The sequence below is a fragment of the Pseudoalteromonas sp. T1lg23B genome, from assembly GCF_002964665.1.
In the GTDB taxonomy this organism is placed as follows: domain Bacteria; phylum Pseudomonadota; class Gammaproteobacteria; order Enterobacterales; family Alteromonadaceae; genus Pseudoalteromonas.
In genome coordinates this window covers 302,729-324,310 of the sequence record NZ_PQBZ01000030.1, presented here as the reverse complement: position 1 = coordinate 324,310, position 21,582 = coordinate 302,729, and the positions used below count along the sequence as shown (strand labels likewise).

The following is a 21,582-nucleotide window of genomic DNA, read 5'->3' as shown; positions in this document are numbered from 1 at the left end:
TCTAGTCCCTCAACGATGCATTAAATTGTTTGGCCAGTTCGGCCACCACGTTGTCTACAACTTGATTGATGTCTTTCTCTTCGAGTGTTCTATCAACCGCTTGTAGTGTAAGAGCAATCGCCAAACTCTTAAAATCTGGCTCAATACCTTTGCCCTTATACACATCGAATAAGTTTAGGTCAACTAATTGATTTCCGCCAACTTTCTCAATGCTATCTAAAATATCGCCTATTTTTACATCATCTGCAACTAAAATAGCGATATCTCTTCGATTTGATGGAAATTTAGACACACTTACTGCTTCTGGCAACTTACGTGTACTCAATGCATCCACTTCAACTTCAAACACATAGGCCGTGCTATTCAAACCTAGAGACTTTTGTAATTGTGGATGAATAGCGCCAATAAAGCCAACTTTTGTATCATCAAAATAAATTGCCGCAGACTGACCTGGGTGCAACCCATCACACGGCTCAGCTTTGAAGCTAAAACGCGCGCTATCATTAGTCAACGCAAGTAGGGCTTCAACGTCCCCTTTAACATCGAAAAAGTCTGCTGGACGCGATGCGACTGACCAGTGCTCATTGTGGGTATTACCATAAACAATACCACCTAAAACAGCAACTTGGGCAACACCGTTCTCCGCTGACTCATCTTTTAAGAATTTAAGACCATGCTCAAATAAACGAATACGTGATTGCTGGCGGTTTTGGTTGTACACCACGGCATTAATTAACCCTGTCATCAAGCTTACACGCATCGCTGACATTTCCACGGAAATTGGGTGCGGCAGTATCAATGCGTCCGATTCTGGGTGTAATAACTTTTGCGCTTTGGGCTCTACGAAACTATAAGTGATAGCTTCTTGGTAACCACGTGCAACCAGTTCGTTGCGCATACGTGATACCGACACATCAGCCTCATTGTGGTTCGTCATCTTTAAGGCAGCCTTTGGCGCAACATTTGGAATATTGTTGTAACCAAAAACACGTGCAACTTCTTCAATCAGATCTTCTTCGATACTGATATCAAAACGATAACTAGGCACTTGAGCCTGCCACATATCTTCTGCAAAGCTCACACTCAGACCAAGGCGCGTAAGAATATCGGTTACTTTGGCGTCTTCAATATGATAACCGATCACTTTATCTAGACGAGCACGGCGTAAAGTCACTGACTTTTCTTTAGGTAAATCAGCTTCTGATACTGCTTCAACAACAGGACCTGCCTGACCACCAACGATTTCTAAGAGTAATGCTGTCGCACGCTCCATCGCATCACGCTGCAGCTTGTAGTCAACACCACGCTCATAGCGGTGAGATGCATCAGTGTGCAAACCATAGCTACGTGCTTGACCAGCAATTGCCAAAGGCGCGAAAAATGCGCTTTCAAGAAGAATGTCTTGAGTGTTTGATGTAACACCCGACGCTTCACCACCAAAAATCCCAGCCATTGCGAGTGCTTTTTTGTCATCGGCAATTAATAATGTGGTCGGATTGAGCTTCGCAGTGTTTCCGTCAAGTAGTACTAATTCCTCTCCTTCATTGGCGTTACGTACCTTAATGCCACCTTCAATCGCATTCAAATCAAATGCATGCATTGGGTGACCCAGCTCAAGCAACACATAGTTGGTTACGTCAACAACTGGGTCTATTGAACGTACGCCTGAGCGACGTAACTTTTCAACCATCCAAAGTGGTGTGGTTGCGTCAAGGTTAATACCTTTGATGATACGACCTAAATAGCGCGGACATGAAGCACTGTTAACCAGTTCAATACTGATTTTATCGTCAATTGTCGGCTGCACTGCTGTGATTTCTACAGGAGTAACATCAAGAGAGTTAAGTACCCCTACTTCACGTGCTAAGCCTTTGATACCTAAACAGTCACTGCGGTTAGCAGTCAGATCAACATCAATCGTTACATCGTCTAACGAAAAATATTCACGGATACATTGACCAATTGGCGCATCACTCGGTAGCTCCAAAATACCGTCAGAGCTTTCAGCCATACCAAGCTCTTCAAACGCACATAGCATTCCGTGCGAAGGTTGACCGCGTAGCTTAGCCTTTTTAATTTTAAAGTCACCTGGCAGTACTGCACCAACTTTGGCTACTGCGACTTTAAGTCCGGTTCGACAGTTTGCTGCACCACAAACGATATCCAGCAATTCATCTTCGCCAACATTCACTTTGGTAACACGCAATTTGTCTGCATCTGGGTGTTGACCACACTCAACCACTTCACCGATTACCACGCCAGAGAAGTCACCTGCTACGGCATCTAATCCATCTACTTCTAAACCTGCCATAGATAGCTGTTCAGATAGAGTCTCAGTATCAATGGCTGGATTAACCCACTCGCGTAACCACTTTTCACTAAATTTCATATTGTTAACTTCGCTCTTATCTGAATTGGTTTAGGAATTTTAAATCGTTTTCGAAAAATGCACGTAAGTCGTTTACGCCGTAACGCAGCATGGTTAAACGCTCAACGCCCATACCAAAAGCAAAACCTGTATACTTTTGTGGGTCAATACCAACAGAACGCAGCACATTTGGGTGCACCATGCCACAACCAAGTACTTCTAACCATTTTCCATTTTTGCCCTTCACATCAACTTCAGCTGAAGGCTCTGTAAACGGGAAGTAAGATGGACGGAAGCGAATTTCCATATCTTCTTCAAAGAAGTTACGTAAAAAGTCGTGCAAAATACCTTTGAGTTCAGTAAAGCTCACATCGGTATCAACCATCAAACCTTCCACCTGATGGAACATAGGCGTGTGAGTTTGATCGTAATCATTGCGGTATACACGACCTGGAGAAATAATACGCAACGGTGGCTGCTGCGTTTCCATCGTACGGATTTGTACACCACTGGTTTGAGTACGCAATACTAATTTAGGATTGAAGTAAAATGTATCGTGATCGGCACGTGCTGGGTGATGTTCAGGAATATTTAGCGCGTCAAAGTTATGAAAATCATCTTCAACTTCTGGACCAGATTTAACAGCAAACCCTAGTTCACCAAAGAATGATTCGATGCGCTCTATTGTGCGTGTTACTGGATGCACACCACCAATTGGCATATTGCGGCCAGGCAAAGTTACATCTATTGTTTCTGCCGCCAACTTTTTCTCAAGCGCCTGCTGAGTCAACTGCTCGCGCTTTTCATTTATTGCATCTTGCACCTGAGTTTTAGCCTGATTGATAACGGCTCCGGCTTCTTTTCGCTCTTCTGGTGCGAGTGTGCCCAGTGTTTTTAGTAATCCTGTGATCTCACCTTTTTTACCAAGGTAATTAACTCGGACATCCTCAAGGTGCGCAATTTCGCGGGCTACCGATACGGCTTCTAACGCTTGCGCTAAAATATTCTCTAAGTTCATTCTATACCTGATCTTTATGGAGGTAATTTGCTGTTGTATTAATCGCGTATGATAACTGAAAGCAAGGACTAGATTCTAGCCCTAACTAGGGTTCAGTTTACTATTGTGGGTGAATATTTGTAAAAACTTGCACCTTTAGGGTAAATCTAAGAGAAATTCACCCACTTTACCTGCAAATTCATCATAATCGCAGCGTGGTTTTAATAAAAGGAATGGTCAGCTTTCGTTGGGCTGCCATTGATGCGTGGTCAAGTTTGTCTAGCACATCTAGCAGCGCACGCATGTCACGGCTCAACCTAGTAAGTAAAAAACGCGCACATTCGTCACTCAGTTCTAGGCCTCGCATGTTTGCTCGTTTAACCAGCGCTTCGGCTTTATCATCATCGCTCATGGAGCGAATCTGAAATGTCGTCCCCCATGCCAAGCGAGATTCTAGATCAGGAAGGTTAATATTCAACATGTTAGGCAATAGATCTGCGGTCACAACCAAACACTTACGAGGCTCATTGAATCGATTAAAAAAGTTAAACAGGGCTTTTTCCCAATGTTCAATGCCTGCGACTAAATGCACGTCATCGATACACACAACGTCCAGCGATTCCAAGCCATCTAAGACCGCTGGGCCAAAATCTATTACTTCTCTTAAACTCAGTAGAATCGTTGATAACCCCATTTCCTGAGCATGAATACACGTTGCATAGAGCAAATGTGATTTGCCTGAGTCGGCCAAACCGCATAAGTAAGTATATTGAAAGCTTTTGTCTAAATTACTTAATGACGCCTTTAGATGATTTACCTCTAAAGACTGAGCGCCACCAAAGTAAGACTCAAACGTTTCATCATCCGGAAGCGTAACTGGCAACGCCATTTGCATGGGTTCGTTGTTCATCACTGGCCTACCCAGCTGTAGCGTAAATTCGAAGCATTTGCGATTTGATAAAACGCGTGGGGATCAACATAGATGCTAAATGCTTGCTCTAGATTTAAAGATTTAACAAGATCTTCTAACGTGGAACTATGTTTTATCTCAAATCTCACCAGATCTGCTGAACGATAAATTACATCCACATCAACCACGGTACTTAAACTTGCCAACTGTCTTTTTGCCAACTCTATTGACGCAAATGTTTTCAAATTATCGACCAATAAAGAAGTCGTTTGGGTCGCCAAAGTAACATTAGGGTCTATGGCATAGTTTTTTGCTAACGCCGATGAAAAGTCGTTCACCATCCTGATGAGTATCTGTTGCTTATCGCCCACCAATTTATTCACTTCAAACATATCTGCATCGGTGTAGCGCCACTCTAACTGCCAGCTACTACTATTGCGCTGCTGGAACATGCGTGCAGTAATAGCACGTTCCGCATTGTATCTTTGCGATGCCAGCTCTACTGGTTCGGAGAAATTACCCCAAACTTCCGCAACACTTACTTTGGCTAGATCATCAAGATCTAGCAGTGGCACGATGACAGGCACTCCCCACTCTGAAGCGGTATCATAAATTAAGCGTTCTAGCTGTGGGTAACTATCTTGCGTTACGAATTCGCGCCGAAAATTGTCTTCAATAGCAAGCCAAATCGCGATCAGTGGTCTACGGTTTCCCCAAAGTGGTAACTGAGCATCCCGAACTAACTCCTCAACTCTTGTTGGCTCAAACTTCACACGGATTTTGACTGTGCCATCTTCGGCGTCTAAATACTCATATTTGAGCATATAGTCAGAAATAGAACGCATTGCTTGTTTAATTAGCTCAGAATCTCCGCCCTCATGACGGCCCGTGAGTTTTTTTATCACGTTGTATAACGCTTTTTTGCTGGCTTCGACGCGTGTATCGCGGCTTTTGTCGGTGACATAAAGCTCGCTTTGATATAAATCTGTCACCTCTACTGCGTTACCATGAAATGACCACAACCAACAAAAAATAAATAGTATTCTCAATACCATAACTTAAGCTACAGGAAATCTTTATGGTTTGATCCTAAAGCAAAGCCCGACTAAAGCAAAGTCTTAAAACCGTTTGACTCTACTTTGACACCGAAAAAGAGATTTGCTTTTTGCCATTATTCTTTGCCTGATAAAGTGCATCATCCGCTTGATGTAAAATTGCCTCAGCGCTGAAAGGCTGAGCATAATTCCCCGTTACGCCAATACTGCAACCACATTGAACTCGGTTATTTTCACTTATCTCAACTGGCATACAGACCGTCTGAAGGAGTCTTTCACAAACTTGCTGCAATACCCCAAAATGAAGTGGCTCAGTCATCAACACCACAAACTCATCACCACCAAGGCGAGAAACCAAATCGTAACTTCTAACTTCTGCTAGCAATCTTTTCGCTACGGTTTGTAGGACGATATCACCCGCTTTATGACCATAATTGTCATTGATCGGTTTAAAATCATCTAAATCAATATACAACACATAGATTTCTAAGTTAGAGCGCTGTGATTTGGCGGCTAGCCTAGATAACTCTTTAAACAGATATTTTCTATTTGCCAAACCCGTTAAGTTATCGTGTAACGATTCATATTCTAATTGCTGCTGCAACTGCTCACGCTTAGTCACTTCCAAGCGAACTTCTTCCAAACTCTGTTGTAACTCTTGGGTGCGAGCCTGCACTCGCTCTTCTAGCTCTCTTTGATAAATTTGCAACGCTTCATTTGCTTCGAGTAAAGCGCGTTGATTATTAAACGCATCTAAAGCAGAGGAGATAACGTGGCTAATGGTAAAAAGTACGTCGACAATCACACCTGAATATTCATGCTCATTACGATAAGATTGTATGATGAATGCGCCAAGATAAGAGCTACGATTCAGTAATGGAAAGCATAACCATTGTTTGGGCATAGAGCCCAATACCTGTAATTCGCCGGAGTTTATTAGTTGCTGTATGTCTTGCTCAGTAAAGTTACAAATTTTACGCTGACTTATGGCATAACCTGTCAGCGTTTGTTCAACCACATTCAGGTCGATGTCTTCTAAATCTTCGGCCCTAACATCATCCATCACATCATGAAAATACGGAAAGTGTAACGTGCCTTCGCGACCGAACAACACAACATAAAAATTATCCGCGTAGGTGACTTTTTGTAATATACAATGAATATCCAGCAAGAAGCGCTGTATCGAATCACTCGTATTCAAACAAGCAACGATATCTGTCATGCTGTCAATAACGCTGTCATTCGCTATTTTTGACACAGGCATCGCCCTCTCTAGTGAAGATAAAACGCGTACATCTGATTATGTTGAGTATAGGATAGGATCTCGCTTTAGCTAAAAACTCTCTAAAAATACTTTGATAATTAATAGATTGTCATCAGCCCTTCACACAACGTAAATAAACTGTAATATAAATTTACATTTATTTTACCAGTGATATTTCGTGCGACGTTCAATTTTTATTCTTTTACATACCGCTGCTATATTTGCAATTACGCTAAGTTTGCTTTCGGGCTTTCGTATTGCAACTTTGACCAAGCCCTACTTATTAACCATTGCAGCCCTGCTCCCCTCTGGCCAAGTCCACAATTTACACTTGCTATCTGCAAGTCTGCTGTTATCCCTGAGTGTGTATTATTTGTATTTTAGAATGAGCATCGGTCGCGTAACATCACAAAGCCGCTATCATCGTGTGGTTACATGGTTGGGGCATGTCAGCCTAACCATTTGTTTAATAAGTGGCTTATTAAATTATTTTGATTTAACTCCCGAACACATTGTATCGCTACATTATTACAGCGCAGTAGCCATTGTCGCCTACTTATTGCTACATAGTTGGGTGTACATAATGCAATTTGGTTGCAAAGCCTTTAAGAAAATTCTGCTGATGAGCAGCAAACATGTGCCTTATAAGTTGCTTGCGGCATTAAGCCTTTGTACAGGAGTACTATTTTTCTTCATTAATTCGCTAACACACACATTAAATATCACCCCCATTTCGACCCAAGTGCTAATGGAAATCGACGGTTTAGCCAATGAGCCCCAATGGCAAAATGCACATACATTCATCATTGATACTGCCAACGGCGCTAACTTTGCTAACGGCCATACTCAAGTACAGATAAAAGCACTGAGCAATCAACACGAGACGTTTTTTTTATTTCGCTGGGCAGATCCAACCAAAAGTTTGCAGCACTTACCTCTAACAAAAACATCACAAGGTTGGAAGGTGAAAGAAAACGGCTTCTATCTATTTGATGAGCAAAGTTATTATGAAGATAAATTTGCAGTGATGCTTTCAAACAGCTGTGATATTGGAGCTGATGGCACCAGTCACTTGGGCAAAAAGCCATTTGCGGATAAACCGGCTAACTGGCACGGTAAAGGTTATCATGCCAGCTTAGATGGAAAAGTACGCGACCTATGGCATTGGAAAGCCGTGCGAACCAACGATATGGTGCTAGCCGATGACAACTATATTGGCCCTCTAGCCGAACCTCTAAGTGGTCAGCGACGCTACAAAGCCGGCTATCAAACAGATGGTAAAGAGAGCGGCGCTTACGTCATGAATTGGCAGTGGTATTCACCCAGTTCTATCACCCCAAAAAGGTTGCCCACCCACAGTGGCAACGATGATAAACCGGTTCTGCCTTGGTTTGGCTCGCAGCCCTACCACCAATCAAAGGACATCTACCCTATTGGTACACACTTAAGCTCGGTGCTCTACCGCTCCAACCGGTTCGAAGGCGACCGCGCTGACGTACGAGCCAAAGGCCATTGGCATGATGGCTTTTGGACCTTGGAGTTAGTCAGACAAAATCAAACCCAGTCTAAATATGATGTGGCCCTCAATAACGATACCTGTATCTGGGTTTCGGCTTTCGATAGCAGCCAAATCGCTCACACTCGCCACCAACGGGCCATCAAACTTAGGTATTCTCTGTGATTAAAAGATTTCTTATTTCAGTGCTTATCGTTGCCGTTGCGGGTGTTTATGTCATTTTCAGCGATACGATCATTGAGCCCATTGCACATCCTAGGTATACAAAAATAACAGCACAAGGCAAAGCACTTTCTCCTTGGCAAGGTCCATGGGCTTGTGTGTTGGACCACCAGCACAATCTATTGTGGGAGGTGAAAACTGATGATGAATCAATTCATGATGGCTACTGGACATACTCTTGGTATGACCACGGCTTAGGAAAAGCAAATTTTGGTGACTGCTACTTTGAAGACGCGCGCTGCGACACCCAAGATCTTATCCGTCATACCAATCAACAAGCGCTTTGTGGCCAAAATAACTGGCGACTGCCAACAGAGTATGAATTGGCCAGTTTGATACAGCCGCCCAAACGCCCCGGTCAACCTTACATTGCCTATGACTACTTTGCACATATTAAAAAAGGTGACTACTGGACAAGCAAGGCAAAAGTCAAATTACAGCAACAATTTGCGCATCTTAAGCAAGGTGCCAAAGCGGTGAATTTCCATAGTGGTGAAGTTGTTTCTTTGCCCTATAGAAACGCCGCATTTGTTATCTTAGTGAGCGATATCACTGGGACTTACTCTCACACGCAGCTAAGCAGTCGCGACACTTCAACTACACAATAATATAGGATCTAGGAAATGAGCACACGTATCGTGAGCCTTGCTGTCGGTTTAACCCTTACCGCCAGCGCCCATGCGGGAAGTCAATACCATCGACTTATCTGGGATCACAGCCCATCATCACAAGCGACCATTGGATTCACACCATCTGGGGGCAGTAATCACCATGTAAAATATGGCACATCAACGGATGAACAAAGCTGGAGCGTGCAGCCTGTAAATGCATCCCACACTTTTGATGGTTCGCTAGAAAGTCAGTTTGTTACATTGAAAAATCTCAGCGCAAATACCGCTGTTTACTATCGAGTATGTGACAGTCAGGGCTGTTCTGAACCGCTATGGTTTAAAACTGCACCAGCAGATAACCAGCCTTTTACGGCCATCGCAGGCGGAGATACCCGCACTGGCTGGACGACACGTCGCCAAGGCAATCAGCTTATCGCAAAAATTCGCCCACTATTCATCATGCATGGTGGCGACTATACCAATGCCAACTCCGTATCAGAAATGAAAGAATATTTGCAAGATTGGCAGTTAACCTTCTCAGATGATGTTATCGACGGTATAAGCTACCGACGTATTTACCCATTTGTGGCAACACATGGTAATCATGAAGATGACAACTACAAAACCCTCTGTCAGGTATTCGGTGTTGACTATAACCAAGATGGCGAATGTACCAGTTCAGATACTTATGGTGCTTTCAATGTAGGCACTTTGCTTCGTGTTTACACATTAAATAGTCAGTACAAAAATAGCGGTTGGTCTAGCTATGCCACGGCTATGAACAACTGGTTAACACAAGATCTTAGCAGCAACGGGGATACGACTAAATGGCGTAGCGCGCAATACCATAAACCTATGTATCCTCACTATTCCGGTAAATCTGACAACACCATTTTACACACGTGGTGGGCCGATGCTTTCTATAACCATGCCATGAACCTTGTGGTTGAATCTGATACCCATATCAATAAACTCACCCAAGCATTGCAGCCCACCAGCAACGGCTTTAACGCAACAACATCAGGCGGCACTGTCTATGTGGGTGAAGGAAGTTGGGGAGCGCCTGCTCGCTCAGCCAATGACCCTAAGTCTTGGACAATTGATTTGGCAAGTATTCAACAATTTAAAGTGCTATCTGTCAGCTCAGACAATTTATTGGTACGCACCGCGCAATTTGATGCATCAGCCGACACTCTAACGCTTGAGCAGCGTGCCGCCGCTCCCCTTGCTCTACCGGCAAATGTTAATTGGTGGCAAGCAAATGAAATTGGTGAGGTGCTCACGCTCAAACAAGCAGCCAACAAGTTAAGTGTGATCGACAATGGCACAGGCCCAGTTGAGCCACCCGAAGCCATAGCACTGCAAAATGGTGAAGCATTGAGCGGACTAAGTGCGGCAAAAGACAGTGAAACACACTACGTGCTAGAAGTTCCCCAAAATGCCACAAACTTATCATTTAGCACCTCTGGCGGCTCTGGGGATGCGGACATGTATGTTAAGTTTTCCCAACTGGCAACACAGCAAAACTATGACTGTCGCCCCTATGAAAATGGCAATACTGAAAACTGCGCTATCAGTAACATTCAATCTGGCAAATACTATGTGATGTTGCACGCCTATCAAGCCTATTCTGACCTGAGTCTAATCGCAAATTTCAATATTGGAACTACACCGGGTACACAGCAACAGTGGCCAGATCAAAGTGCTAGCAAAGGAGAATGGCTGTACTACACCTTTGAAGTGCCAGCTGGTAGCAGCAACCTAACAGTACAGACAAGCGGAGGTTCTGGTGATGCTGACCTATATGTAAGATTTGCTCAGCAACCCACTACGTCAAGTTATGAATGTCGTCCGTATGAAGATGGTAATGCAGAACTTTGTACTATTACTAACCCTCAAGCTGGCGTATGGCACTTAGGTTTAAGAGCATACCGAAGCTTTTCAGCCGTGTTATTAAGCGCGCAAGCCCAGTAGTTAACTTTGCCCCTTGTTATTTGCGCAAATGACCATAAGTCTATAGCTCATTTGATACAAGGGGCAATACATGGATTTTTTACATACCATGGTGCGTGTTAAAGACCTAGACGCATCACTGAACTTTTACTGTGATCTGTTGGGCTTGGTTGAAGTCAAGCGATATGATAGTGAACAAGGAAGGTTCTCGTTGATTTTTTTGGCTGCACCAGGCCAGTTAGAGGAAGCTAAAACTTCTCTTAAACCAACCATCGAACTGACCTATAACTGGGACCCTGAAGAATACACCGGTGGCAGAAACTTTGGCCATCTAGCATTTGCAGTTGATGATATTTACGCCAGTTGCCAAAAGTTACGTCAAGCTGGTGTCGTGATCAACCGTCCTCCTCGTTGTGGACACATGGCCTTTGTCAGATCGCCTGACGGTATTTCTATTGAATTGTTGCAAAAAGGTAAAGCCTTAGAGCCGCAAGAACCTTGGGCCTCAATGGAGAACACGGGTACTTGGTAAGCAAGATATGCAGCTAAGCGGCTCACTTGCCTGCTTAGCTTTTTATGTGTGAAAGCGAATCGGTCACATGATAGCGCATCAACATCTGCTTGAGCTCTTGTTTAAATTTACTCTTTTGCAGTACCCCGTTAATGAGTTCAATGAGATGGCTCATATCTTTTGGAGCCAATAGCGAGCGGGTGTAAGATTCATGGGGCTGCTCCGAGAGGTGTATTTCACTGTCCCAATGTTTATTCATCGCCAGTAAATAGTTCATGGTGGATTTGCTAATAACCGCAATTTCAAGACGTTGCTTTACGACCATTTCCAACAACTGTAATTCAGTGCTTGTTTCTAGCTGATCTGCTTTACCTATTTTTACCGCAGGTGCGACCTGAAAGTAATGATAGCCGCGAACGCCGCCAATGGTTTTACCATACAAAGACGCCTGACCTGCAAACTCAAACGGTGCTTTTATATTCGATACGAACTCGTCCCTGTCGGTCATAAATGGCTCAGACCAAGCAAATTTCTTCTGTTGTCGGTCTCTAAACCAGACCGGATTTACGCCAATAATTAAACCATCAAGTGTGCTTTGCTCGATATCTCGGTTAAGGCGCTTGCGAGGCATAAATTCTATTTTAAAAACATGCTCCGACTGATATTGATTCAAAAGCAACGCGAAATCAAAATACAAACCTTGCTCCTGCTCCACATCGATAATATAAGGCGCTTTAAGGTGGTACGCATAAATTGTGACGACTTGCTTGGCCGCTACCAAGCCACTTGAACTCATCAAGCCACCCAGAAAAACGAGACTTATCAATCTTTTAAGTAGAGAAAATGTGTTGATATGCTTACTCAATTATTTTCGTTTACATTCCTATAGTGTTAACTAGTGATTTACGCTTTGCAACCAGAATTGTGACTCCGTGCGACAATTGCAACAAAAAAGGCGGCTTAGAGGGGCCGCCTTTGAGTTAGCTTATCACAAGTATCTAATCGTCGATTAGTTACATCCACCTTCGTTATATGTCACTTTTAAAGATGCAGCTTGGCTGTCGCCAGATATTTTCAAATAGCCCCAATATTGAGTTTGTGCACTAACGTTAATGCACTCTGCATTACCTAGATTATCCGAGACAGCATCCACGTTGCTACCATCCGGCCAGCCTGCATTACTGTACTCTAGCTTTAAGTCACCACTGCCATTGGCCGTTTCAATACGTACCGAATCTTGCCCACTAACATTCTCCAAGCTAAACCACATCACCGCTTGATCACCAAGGCAGAGCAGTTCGCCTGCTTTGGCACGTCCACCGGTCGTTGCAGCTTGTGTTTTACACGCATCAGGTAATGAAGCTATGGGTGCGTCAAAATTAGCAACCAAAGAAACATTGTTGAACGCGTTGTAGCCTCTTACCATGACATAGTATTGACCCTCTTGCGGTGCCGCGAAATCACACTGTTCAGAATTGCCTCCAACATATGGACGACAATCATAGCTGCTTAGTGTAGGTTCACTACCATAACGAACATACAAATCCGCATCTCCACTACCACCTGAAATAGCAATGTTCAGATCGCTGGCGCCTTGTGGCACATTAACCACGAATAACAACTGCTCATTTTGCTCACCATTAATGGTGACAGCTTGACCACGTGTTAGTTGTGGAACCCCTTGTCCTTGTTCAATTTGTGCAGAAGTGCTAGCGCTACCTGACAGGCCTTGTGCATCAGTCACTGTTAATGTCACTGTGTAATTACCCGCGACATCATATGTATGCGTTGGATTCGCCTGCTGACTTTGGTTACCATCACCAAAATCCCACAAGTAGCTTGCAATTTCGCCTTCAGCATCACTGCTGCCATTACTTGAGAACGACACAGATTCGCCCGCAACACCACTGTATGGACCATTGATTTGTGCGCTCGGAGCCGTGTTTAAATCACCGGCCAGATCTTGTGTCCATTGTGTAAACTCTGCATCATAGTTTACTTGCCAGCCATTGAGTAACGACTTATAACCCGACCAGTCACCTACGCGGGTTTTACTTAGCATCTTATTCACTTCATCGTTATGACGCTCAAACATAAAGCGAACAGCCAGATAACCCCAGCGATAAATTCTGTCTTGATCAAACCCATCATAAGTGGTTGCAAACACTTGTTGCAGGTTATAAACAGAGCCATCTTTAATCGTGTCAATTGCATCCTGATTGTCATTCAGGTTTGCAATATATTCGGCCACGCCTTCTGTCCACCACACAATGTCTTCGGTAGGCGCGTTGAAACCGCCATATAAGTCAAAACGTCCATCAAGATAGTGCACATATTCATGTTCTAAATTCCAAACATAATGGTCTGCCTTGGCGTAGCTTGCTTCATACGCGACGAAATTCGCCTGATTATCGGTTTTGCTAGGGTCCCCTTCCAAATACATACCACCATTGTTGGTATCAATTTTAAAAATAGCCTTAGCATACTTTTTGTAGTCACTGCTGCTGTTAAAAATATTTACCTGTAAGAAGGAATTATTGTCATCGGCTACGGGAGTTTGATTGGTCGCTAAACGGGTGTGGAAACGTGTTTCTTCAGCAGCCATGGTATCACACGCTGAAGACAACTGCTGTGCGGTCATTTCTTGCGCACGAATACGAATAGTACTGCTACATTGGTGAATTTGAGACAATACTTGTTGTGTCAATGTGTCTTCAAAGTTACAGATGCCAAACTCGCTACAATCGGCATAATATGAGGCCACATCAGCTGCATTGAGCCATAGTGAATCACCGTATCCGTAGCTCTTATAAGTTGAAAATAATGTTTTCAAGCCATCGGTAACCGCTTGATCAATATTACTTGGACGGTACTGTGTAAGCCGCGCCAATTCACCTGCGGAGTTTGCAATTAAGAATTCCGAGTCTGAGTCCACCATCCAAGTTTTTTGCGTAAACGCAACCAAGGCATTGACCAATGCTGTGTCATTTTTGATTTTAGTGACGTATTCGCTATTCCATTGACCACGGAATAAGATATTAAAGATGCCATTAACAGCATTTCGCATATTGCGGTTGTTGGCGTAGTTTTGATCAAAGCGTGATAACCATTGACGCACAACGTCAATGTACTCGTGCTGTAGCTCTGCACTATCCATGGTCGTTATCACTTCCTGAAGTACTTTGCCATGCTCATCGTTGTTGTCATAAAAGTGGCTATTATTTACAAAGGTGTCGATGGCACTTTTAACATTGGTAGTGACTTGGCTATCAAACGTAACCGCATCATTATAAAACTCCACATAGAAGCCAGCACGAATAAATAAGAACATTGCCTTAAGTTCATCACCCCCAGCACCGGTATAACTGCTTGCTAACGTACGAGCATGATCAGCAATGGTATTCATTTTACTGGTTGTGAAAATCGCTACTTGACTGCTGCTACTTGCAGAGAACAGCTCGTTCACACAATTGCTGCCTTGTAATTTAATCTGTTCAACCAATTGGCTACCAGAAGAATTAGCAAATGCATTGATGTCACAGCTTAGTAACGCATCAGAAGCCTGTGATGTCATAACTTGCTGTAATCTGAGCTGTGGATTAATGCGTGCTACATCGTGTAACTGTGATGCAGCAATGGGCGCTCGATCATTCACTTGCTCATGCTCATGACCATGGTAGATATGCTTAACTGCTTGTTCTGTCTTTGGTTGAGTGAGCGTTGAGGCGCGATGTTCCGCCGCATTTACACTCAGGTTGAGGCTCATTCCTAGCACGGGTAGAGCTAACGCTAATTTATTAAGTTTCATAATGTACCTTTGTATGTTGTGTATCCAAACCCATCAAACTCGATAACGGGCTTTTAATTATTAACACCAAATACACAATGTATACAATATATTTTATATAACTTTAATGAATAACCACATAAATTTATATGTATACCACAACAGCCGATCCACAGTAATAGTTTGAAAGTATTGATAATTTATATTTTTAGGCGGGATTTATTGAGCGAAATGAAACAAAATAAAATTAATAAATAGCGGAATTTACCGATTAGCGTAACAAGCTATCACTGCTAGTTCTCTAAAATTAGAGCCGTTATCAAGTGGATCAGCAGATAAATGCACAAAATTTGCGGACTCACCCTCTTTTAAGATCCCTAGGTTACACCCCAAGTGTTCGGCTGCCGCCTTGGTAATTGCGTTGAGTGACTGGGGCTTTGATAAACATTGATCTGGCAACAGCACTCTTTCGTTACGTGTGTAACACCCTGGTGCATATTCCATCATGCGACTACACGCTTGTTCTGCGGCACGTAACGGGCTAAGTGGTAAAATTGGAAATCCTGATTGTAAGCACACATTATAGCCCTGCTCCATTAACTGTTGACATGGCTGTAACATTGACTGTCCATGATAACTTTTCACCCAGTCATAACCACAGTAACCCACTTCACCAATATTTATTGCTATTGAACGATTGACTGTGGGTTTCACCTCTTGATGGCGAGCACTTAAACACGCCAAACTATTGAGCTCTTGTAACCAGCTATGTTTTGGCTCGACTAAATTTATCGCACTGTTTGTTTGCTTGTATTGACTGAGCAACTTTCGCGCGAATGGGTGACTATCAATCATGCCAACATGAGTTATCCCCGATGAATGAGCACGCTTTATGATCTCATCAATATGCGAGCACATATTCATTAACTGGCGCTTAAGTTGCTCCTGTGGCAAAGCTTCCACCAACCAAACAAGCTGCTCGTTAATCAGTCCATTCTGGCGGTTGACTAAGTCGTGGAACATCGCTTTAGAAGAAAAAGGATTAGCGGCGTGACATTCTAAATGTGCATAGATTGCATCTAACGCACTGTCATTGATATATGCAATTGCACTGGTTGCGTCCAAAATGGCAACAGGTCTGTCGATAGCAACTTGTTGGAGCAATTGATAGACATCATGCTGACTCGTATGCGCACTTTCATCAAGCAACACACTATACAACCCGTAACCGAGCAGCCAATCTTCGGGCTGTAAACCCTTATCAAGATACAGTAACGCGCGCGCAATATAATTCAGCCCATAATTAGGCATTAGTTTCTGCCAACCACAGTCAAAGCCAAATGGCCCAATATGTGACCACTGCTGTAACAGCGCACTGACGGCTAAATTAATGTTCGGCTCTATAAAACCTGGACATATCACCTGCCCTTCACCTAGATATTGATAACGAGCATCTATATCTAAGCGCTTTAGATATCTCTGAACCTCTAACAAATTCCCCAAAATCACAACTTTACCGTTGCAAATTAACATCGCCTCAACGGTTTCAACAGTAGGGTAAAATTGAGTGTAGATTGTACCTAAGAAGACTTGATTATTTGGCGCTGTACTGGATGGTTGACTAGGCGTAGGCTCAACAACCAAAGAAAACTCAGACAGCTTATCAAGTAAGCTGTCAAAAAAAATATGATTGAGAGAAAATCGAGCGCTCGGCTGAGATAATCCTTTCACAGTATGCATCCAACATGTAACACACACTAAACGTTAGACTAATACCAAAAAACTGCCATTACTGCGTATTACAGCTTGAGAAAAATTCGGTTGCGTACGTCGATTCAGTACGCAACGGGCATAAAGTTACTTAATTGGCAGTGTGATATCTGCAAACAACGCGTCGACATCATCCTGATTACGCAACAAACTCGCCTTTTCAACCAAATCCTTGCTTAAGTGCGGCGCAAAGCGTTCAATAAAGTCATACATATAACCACGTAAAAAGCTGCCTTTTCTAAAGCCAATCTTGGTCGTACTGGCTTCAAACAGGTGACTGGCGTCGATACAGACAAGATCCTTATCCGCAACACTATCGATGGCCATTGATGCAAGTACCCCAACCCCAAGACCTAAACGCACGTATGTTTTTATGACATCAGCATCAGTAGCTGTAAACACAATATGGGGCTCTAATCCATGCGCATTAAACGCTTTATCTAGTTCAGAACGGCCAGTAAAACCAAACACATAGGTAATGAGCGGATATTTCGCCACATCATGCACTGTAAGGTTATGTGCTTTTTGCGCCAGAGGATGATCCTTTGCAACGACGATTGAACGATTCCAATGGTAGCAAGGTAGCATTACTAAATCTGAATACAAGTGAAGTGCCTCTGTGGCAATCGCAAAATCCGCATCGCCCCTAGCCGCCGCATCAGATATCTGTTGCGGAGTACCTTGGTGCATATGAAGAGAAACGGCTGGATACTTCTTCATAAAACCCTGAATAACGCTTGGCAACGCATAACGCGCTTGAGTGTGGGTGGTAGCGATATTTAGCTTGCCTTGATCGGGCAATGTATGCTCGTTGGCCACCGCTTTAATCCCCTCAACCTTTGACAGGATCTCTCGCGCTATATTTATGATTTCATTGCCCGCGTTCGTGACATGGGTTAAATGTTTACCACTGCGGCCAAAAATTTGTACCCCAAGCTCGTCTTCCAGCATTCTAACTTGCTTTGATATGCCAGGTTGAGAAGTATAAAGGCTTTCAGCAGTGGCTGACACATTCAAATTATGGTTTAAAACTTCTACAATATATCTAAGTTGTTGTAATTTCATAGCTTATTTTTTTCTTTTTAGTTTTTACAAGGCAATGAACACGACGCGCTATTTATGGTATATGCTTGAGACAAAGCCAATCTCCCTAAGGCTAGCATAATTACACCTATGGAGATAGCTCTAGACTATCTGTTTGTTTAACAGTTAAAACTCTGTCTTGGTCTATAATGATAAATAGTGATTTTTGAAATATTTTTCATACATCTGAACGGAAAACTGTTCAGAATGCAATTAATTGATGTAAGATAAAAATTCATCTTTTGATTCGTGGTCTAAGAGAAATTTGTTATGTTCGTTTCTATTATTATTATGCTTATTGTTGCACTGATCGTTATTGCGGTCTGGGTCAGCGCCGTACAACAGCATAGAGAAAAACAAGAAGCTGAGCGTAGAAAGGAATTAGCAAAACAGAAGAAAATTATCGAAGAATCTGAAGACATCATCGTTAATAGCTGTAACATTCCTATGTCGGACCTAATCTTACGGGTTCTACAGCGCAGGGTTTATGATGCACTGGCATCCATGGTTGAGCTTTCTCCAACAAATAGAGAATTAAAAAGCCGCCTGACCGAAGCCAAAGAACGCTTAAGTTCTTCTATTGACCCTGAGTCACAAGTTGATTCTTTAAGCTTACCTGATGCTGACAAACAATTGATTGCGCTGGTACAGGGTATTAAGCGTTTACGTCACGTGCTGCGTACAGAGCATTCTAAAGGTAAAGTTGACACACAATTATTCGTTGCCGAAGACAGGCGACTTGAAAAGCTTCAACTGCGGATCAATGTTGAGAGCCAAATTAAGCGTGGGGTTTCAGCCAGAACCGCTAATATGGTCGGCTCAGCACGCCAATACTTTGAAAAGGCTTATGCGACGATTTGCTCAGTTTCATATACTGATGACTATGTTGAAGAAAAGAAAGCACAACTTACAACTTTGCTTGATGAAATCAGCTCCGAGCTTAAAGCTTCAAACGCTTCAGCAGTTAAGAAGAAAAAAGAAAGAGAAAAAGACGATCTGGATGTGTTATTTGCACCAAAGAAAAAGTGGTAATCAATACCACTTTTTCCAGCCCATTTCTCATACCTTCATCATTGCATAGCAAATTTTAAAACAAATAATACTGTTAGCAGCCACACACTGAGCGTGATTTCATGTGTTTTACGGCACACCACTTTAACAGCTGTATAAGCAATAAAGCCCAATGCAATCCCATGAGCAATAGAAAAAGTCAGTGGTGTCATTAATAACACCACGCTGACCGGGATTGCATCACTCATGTCATCCCAATTTACAGACTTAAGATTTTGCAACATCAATACTGCAACATACAAAATTGCACCAGCAGTGGCATAAGCCGGTACCATCTTGGCCAGCGGCGCAAAAAATACCATCAATAAAAAACAAACGCCAACGGTCACGGCAGTTAAACCGGTTTTGCCTCCCACCGATACGCCTGACACTGACTCTATGTAGGATGTGGTTGTTGATGTTCCTAGCATAGAGCCTGCAATCGTCGCGGTACTGTCTGCCGATAGTGCCCGGCCCAATCGTGGCATTCTACCTTGTTTGTCAGCCAGTCCAGCTTTGTGAGTAACCGCAACCAATGTGCCTGACGTATCAAATAGGTCAACGAATAAAAAGGCAAATACAACGCTCAACATCGAAAGCTCAAATACACTGGCAATATCCAATTGCATTATGGTCGGTGCGACGCTGGGTGGTGCAGATATCAGCCCCTGATATGACACTAAGCCCAAGCTTAAAGCCACTGCCGTCACCACAAAAATGCTGATCAGAACACCACTTTTCACCTCTCTGAACATCAGTGCCGCGATTATGAAAAAGCTCAATATTGCCAGTAAGGGACCCGCCTGAGTTATATCGCCAAGCTGTACCAAAGTGGCGGGACTTGCGATGATAATACCGGCATTCTTTAAAGCGATAAGTGCTAAAAACGCGCCAATTCCAGTTGCGATCGCTTGCTTTAAAACCAAGGGAATGGCCTGAATCACCCACTCTCGTATTTTAAAAATACTTAACAGCAGGAATAAACACCCTGATAAAAACACCGCGCCTAAAGCAGACTGCCAACTATGGCCCATTCCTAACACCACACCGTAAGTAAAAAATGCATTCAGTCCCATACCTGGTGCCAACGCCAGTGGGTAATTGGCCCAAAAGCCCATAATAAAACACCCAATGGCAGCAGCAACGCACGTTGCAACAAATGCTGCGCCGAGGTCTATGCCCGCTTCAGCTAACATTGGAGGATTTACAAAGATGATGTAGACCATAGTCACAAATGTCGTCAATCCAGCAGTGATCTCCGTCCTCACTGAGGATCCTTGCTGGCGTATTTTGAATAGGCGTTCTAACATAATAAAGGTTTGAAATTGGAAACAAGTGTTTGGATTTTAACATAAACTACTGGTTTATTCGGACAAATTCGTTAGAATTCAACTACACTTGCTAATGGGCTTATTATTGCGGTTAAACTATGGAACGAGATCAATTCGAAAATTCAGCAAGCCAAGATTTGGAGCAACAGCTGCTTAATGTATTGGACTTTGTAACTTCCCCAATTAGCAGTGATGCCCAGCTACCACTGGATAATGATCCTCAGCTCGCTTTTAAAAAAGGCTTATACTACCTTAAAGAGCAGGCATATCCACTTGCAGCTAAGTGGTTTCGTATGTCAGCCATGTCGGGTAATTATAAAGCACAGTTTTATCTAGGCTTACTTTTTGTCAAAGGGCAAGGGGTGCCACAGAGTCCATTCCATGCCATGGCTTGGTTGGTACTAGCACAAAGTCAGGGAATGGAAGCCGCTAGTGCGATGATAGAGCAATTAAAGCCTCACTTGAGCACAAAACGTATCAAAGATGCCCACTGCTATGCCGCAACACTGTACGAGCAAATACATCAGCTAACCTTTATTCAGTCATAAGCTAACCACTATTTTTTCATTTAATTTCATAGACGTGGCCAGTATCCATGCAATATCTCACAGCCACAATAGCAACATTGTATAAAAAAGTGACAATTTTCGCTTGCATCTAATTACTGTATAAACTACTGTATACATATACTGTATATAACACCAGTGAGTTGATTATGTTGCACACAAGTTCAGTTTTAGAAATTACGGCAAGTTTACCAAAATCACCTGTAAGTAATATCCATCATGTGACAACGGAAGATGATATTTGTGCAAGCTTGGCTTTGCTCAAAATTGTTCATCAGTGCAATCAAAAACAAGGGTGGACATTATTGATAGCCCCCGACAATGTACCAAATAAAGCAATGATGGATAGCTGTTCAATTGATACCAACAAGTTATTGGTGATCAGAAGAAAACATATAGTGGATTTAAAATATGTTCTATCATCTGCGTTAAATAATGGTAACTTTGCGGCGGTAATTGCCTGGACGGATATTTTGAGCTCCACTGAGTTAACTGATATGAACTTACCCTGTTCAGATACTGAAATTTTCTGTTTTTCTCAAGCTAAACAACCAGAAAAGTGTACAATGTCCGCATTTATTTCTTAAT

At 42.9% G+C, this 21,582-nt stretch carries 17 protein-coding genes; 7 read left to right on the top strand and 10 right to left on the bottom strand.

What is annotated here, in order from left to right; genetic code table 11:
• Position 1: 1 nt before the first annotated feature.
• The 5 genes from pheT to C2M32_RS08160 all read right to left on the bottom strand — a co-directional run bounded on the left by pheT (position 2) and on the right by C2M32_RS08160 (position 6,594).
• Entirely contained in the window at positions 2-2,389 is a 2,388-nt protein-coding gene (pheT, locus tag C2M32_RS08180) for a phenylalanine--tRNA ligase subunit beta (protein WP_105167956.1), read from the bottom strand.
• Positions 2,390-2,405: 16 nt separating this feature from the next.
• The gene (pheS, locus tag C2M32_RS08175; RefSeq protein ID WP_105167955.1) at positions 2,406-3,386 is read right to left on the bottom strand and encodes a phenylalanine--tRNA ligase subunit alpha; all 981 of its coding nucleotides are present in this window, start codon (positions 3,384-3,386) and stop codon (positions 2,406-2,408) included.
• Between the two features lie 181 nt (positions 3,387-3,567).
• Positions 3,568-4,278, bottom strand: a complete 711-nt coding sequence (gene hda, locus C2M32_RS08170) for a DnaA inactivator Hda (RefSeq protein WP_105167954.1) — start codon at positions 4,276-4,278, stop codon at positions 3,568-3,570.
• Positions 4,275-5,330, bottom strand: a complete 1,056-nt coding sequence (locus C2M32_RS08165; RefSeq protein WP_105167953.1) for a DUF2066 domain-containing protein — start codon at positions 5,328-5,330, stop codon at positions 4,275-4,277. Before C2M32_RS08165 ends, hda begins: the two co-directional genes overlap by 4 nt.
• 79 nt (positions 5,331-5,409) lie before the next feature.
• On the bottom strand, positions 5,410-6,594 hold the full coding sequence (locus C2M32_RS08160) for a GGDEF domain-containing protein (protein ID WP_105167952.1): 1,185 nt from the start codon (positions 6,592-6,594) through the stop codon (positions 5,410-5,412).
• Between the two features lie 178 nt (positions 6,595-6,772).
• Between C2M32_RS08160 and C2M32_RS08155 the strand changes: the two genes are divergently transcribed.
• The 4 genes from C2M32_RS08155 (at position 6,773) to gloA (ending at position 11,428) form a co-directional block, all read left to right on the top strand.
• A complete protein-coding gene (locus C2M32_RS08155) occupies positions 6,773-8,275 on the top strand; it encodes an ethylbenzene dehydrogenase-related protein (protein ID WP_234401256.1) in 1,503 nt (500 codons plus the stop codon).
• The gene (locus C2M32_RS08150) at positions 8,272-8,940 is read left to right on the top strand and encodes an Lcl C-terminal domain-containing protein (RefSeq protein WP_105167951.1); all 669 of its coding nucleotides are present in this window, start codon (positions 8,272-8,274) and stop codon (positions 8,938-8,940) included. The genes C2M32_RS08155 and C2M32_RS08150 overlap by 4 nt, the downstream gene beginning before the upstream one ends.
• A gap of 15 nt (positions 8,941-8,955) precedes the next feature.
• The gene (locus C2M32_RS08145; RefSeq protein WP_105167950.1) at positions 8,956-10,917 is read left to right on the top strand and encodes a pre-peptidase C-terminal domain-containing protein; all 1,962 of its coding nucleotides are present in this window, start codon (positions 8,956-8,958) and stop codon (positions 10,915-10,917) included.
• A gap of 70 nt (positions 10,918-10,987) precedes the next feature.
• On the top strand, positions 10,988-11,428 hold the full coding sequence (gene gloA / locus C2M32_RS08140; protein WP_105167949.1) for a lactoylglutathione lyase: 441 nt from the start codon (positions 10,988-10,990) through the stop codon (positions 11,426-11,428).
• Positions 11,429-11,462: 34 nt separating this feature from the next.
• Here the strand turns inward: gloA and C2M32_RS08135 are convergent, their stop codons facing one another.
• The 4 genes from C2M32_RS08135 to cysB form a co-directional block, all read right to left on the bottom strand.
• Entirely contained in the window at positions 11,463-12,203 is a 741-nt protein-coding gene (locus tag C2M32_RS08135) for a substrate-binding periplasmic protein (protein ID WP_105167948.1), read from the bottom strand.
• A gap of 213 nt (positions 12,204-12,416) precedes the next feature.
• Entirely contained in the window at positions 12,417-15,215 is a 2,799-nt protein-coding gene (locus C2M32_RS08130) for a collagenase (RefSeq protein WP_199886134.1), read from the bottom strand.
• A gap of 243 nt (positions 15,216-15,458) precedes the next feature.
• Positions 15,459-16,925, bottom strand: a complete 1,467-nt coding sequence (locus C2M32_RS08125; protein ID WP_105167946.1) for an amidohydrolase family protein — start codon at positions 16,923-16,925, stop codon at positions 15,459-15,461.
• Between the two features lie 126 nt (positions 16,926-17,051).
• Positions 17,052-18,029, bottom strand: coding sequence for an HTH-type transcriptional regulator CysB (gene cysB / locus C2M32_RS08120; protein ID WP_105167945.1), 978 nt, complete (start codon positions 18,027-18,029; stop codon positions 17,052-17,054).
• Positions 18,030-18,317: 288 nt separating this feature from the next.
• On the opposite strand from cysB, the gene C2M32_RS08115 reads away from it, so the two are divergent.
• On the top strand, positions 18,318-19,079 hold the full coding sequence (locus C2M32_RS08115; protein ID WP_105167944.1) for a hypothetical protein: 762 nt from the start codon (positions 18,318-18,320) through the stop codon (positions 19,077-19,079).
• Positions 19,080-19,117: 38 nt separating this feature from the next.
• Here C2M32_RS08115 and C2M32_RS08110 read toward each other — a convergent pair whose 3' ends face one another.
• Positions 19,118-20,407, bottom strand: a complete 1,290-nt coding sequence (locus tag C2M32_RS08110; RefSeq protein ID WP_105167943.1) for an NCS2 family permease — start codon at positions 20,405-20,407, stop codon at positions 19,118-19,120.
• A 119-nt stretch (positions 20,408-20,526) separates the two neighbouring features.
• Between C2M32_RS08110 and C2M32_RS08105 the strand changes: the two genes are divergently transcribed.
• Both C2M32_RS08105 and C2M32_RS08100 read left to right on the top strand, forming a co-directional pair.
• Positions 20,527-20,976: a tetratricopeptide repeat protein gene (locus C2M32_RS08105; RefSeq protein WP_105167942.1), complete on the top strand. Its 450-nt coding sequence runs from the start codon at positions 20,527-20,529 to the stop codon at positions 20,974-20,976.
• Positions 20,977-21,143: 167 nt separating this feature from the next.
• Positions 21,144-21,581, top strand: a complete 438-nt coding sequence (locus C2M32_RS08100) for a SulA-like leucine-rich domain-containing protein (protein WP_105167941.1) — start codon at positions 21,144-21,146, stop codon at positions 21,579-21,581.
• Position 21,582 lies beyond the last annotated feature (1 nt).

Excerpts from the sequence above, each read along its gene's own strand:
- pheT (WP_105167956.1), bottom strand. The coding sequence starts at position 2,389 with ATGAAATTTAGTGAAAAGTGGTTACGCGAGTGGGTTAATCCAGCCATT.
- cysB (WP_105167945.1), bottom strand. The coding sequence starts at position 18,029 with ATGAAATTACAACAACTTAGATATATTGTAGAAGTTTTAAACCATAAT.
- C2M32_RS08145 (WP_105167950.1), top strand. The coding sequence starts at position 8,956 with ATGAGCACACGTATCGTGAGCCTTGCTGTCGGTTTAACCCTTACCGCC.
- pheS (WP_105167955.1), bottom strand. The coding sequence starts at position 3,386 with ATGAACTTAGAGAATATTTTAGCGCAAGCGTTAGAAGCCGTATCGGTA.
- C2M32_RS08100 (WP_105167941.1), top strand. The coding sequence starts at position 21,144 with ATGTTGCACACAAGTTCAGTTTTAGAAATTACGGCAAGTTTACCAAAA.
- C2M32_RS08115 (WP_105167944.1), top strand. The coding sequence starts at position 18,318 with ATGTTCGTTTCTATTATTATTATGCTTATTGTTGCACTGATCGTTATT.
- C2M32_RS08105 (WP_105167942.1), top strand. The coding sequence starts at position 20,527 with ATGGAACGAGATCAATTCGAAAATTCAGCAAGCCAAGATTTGGAGCAA.
- C2M32_RS08135 (WP_105167948.1), bottom strand. The coding sequence starts at position 12,203 with ATGAGTTCAAGTGGCTTGGTAGCGGCCAAGCAAGTCGTCACAATTTAT.
- gloA (WP_105167949.1), top strand. The coding sequence starts at position 10,988 with ATGGATTTTTTACATACCATGGTGCGTGTTAAAGACCTAGACGCATCA.
- C2M32_RS08110 (WP_105167943.1), bottom strand. The coding sequence starts at position 20,407 with ATGTTAGAACGCCTATTCAAAATACGCCAGCAAGGATCCTCAGTGAGG.
- C2M32_RS08160 (WP_105167952.1), bottom strand. The coding sequence starts at position 6,594 with ATGCCTGTGTCAAAAATAGCGAATGACAGCGTTATTGACAGCATGACA.
- C2M32_RS08165 (WP_105167953.1), bottom strand. The coding sequence starts at position 5,330 with ATGGTATTGAGAATACTATTTATTTTTTGTTGGTTGTGGTCATTTCAT.
- C2M32_RS08130 (WP_199886134.1), bottom strand. The coding sequence starts at position 15,215 with ATGAAACTTAATAAATTAGCGTTAGCTCTACCCGTGCTAGGAATGAGC.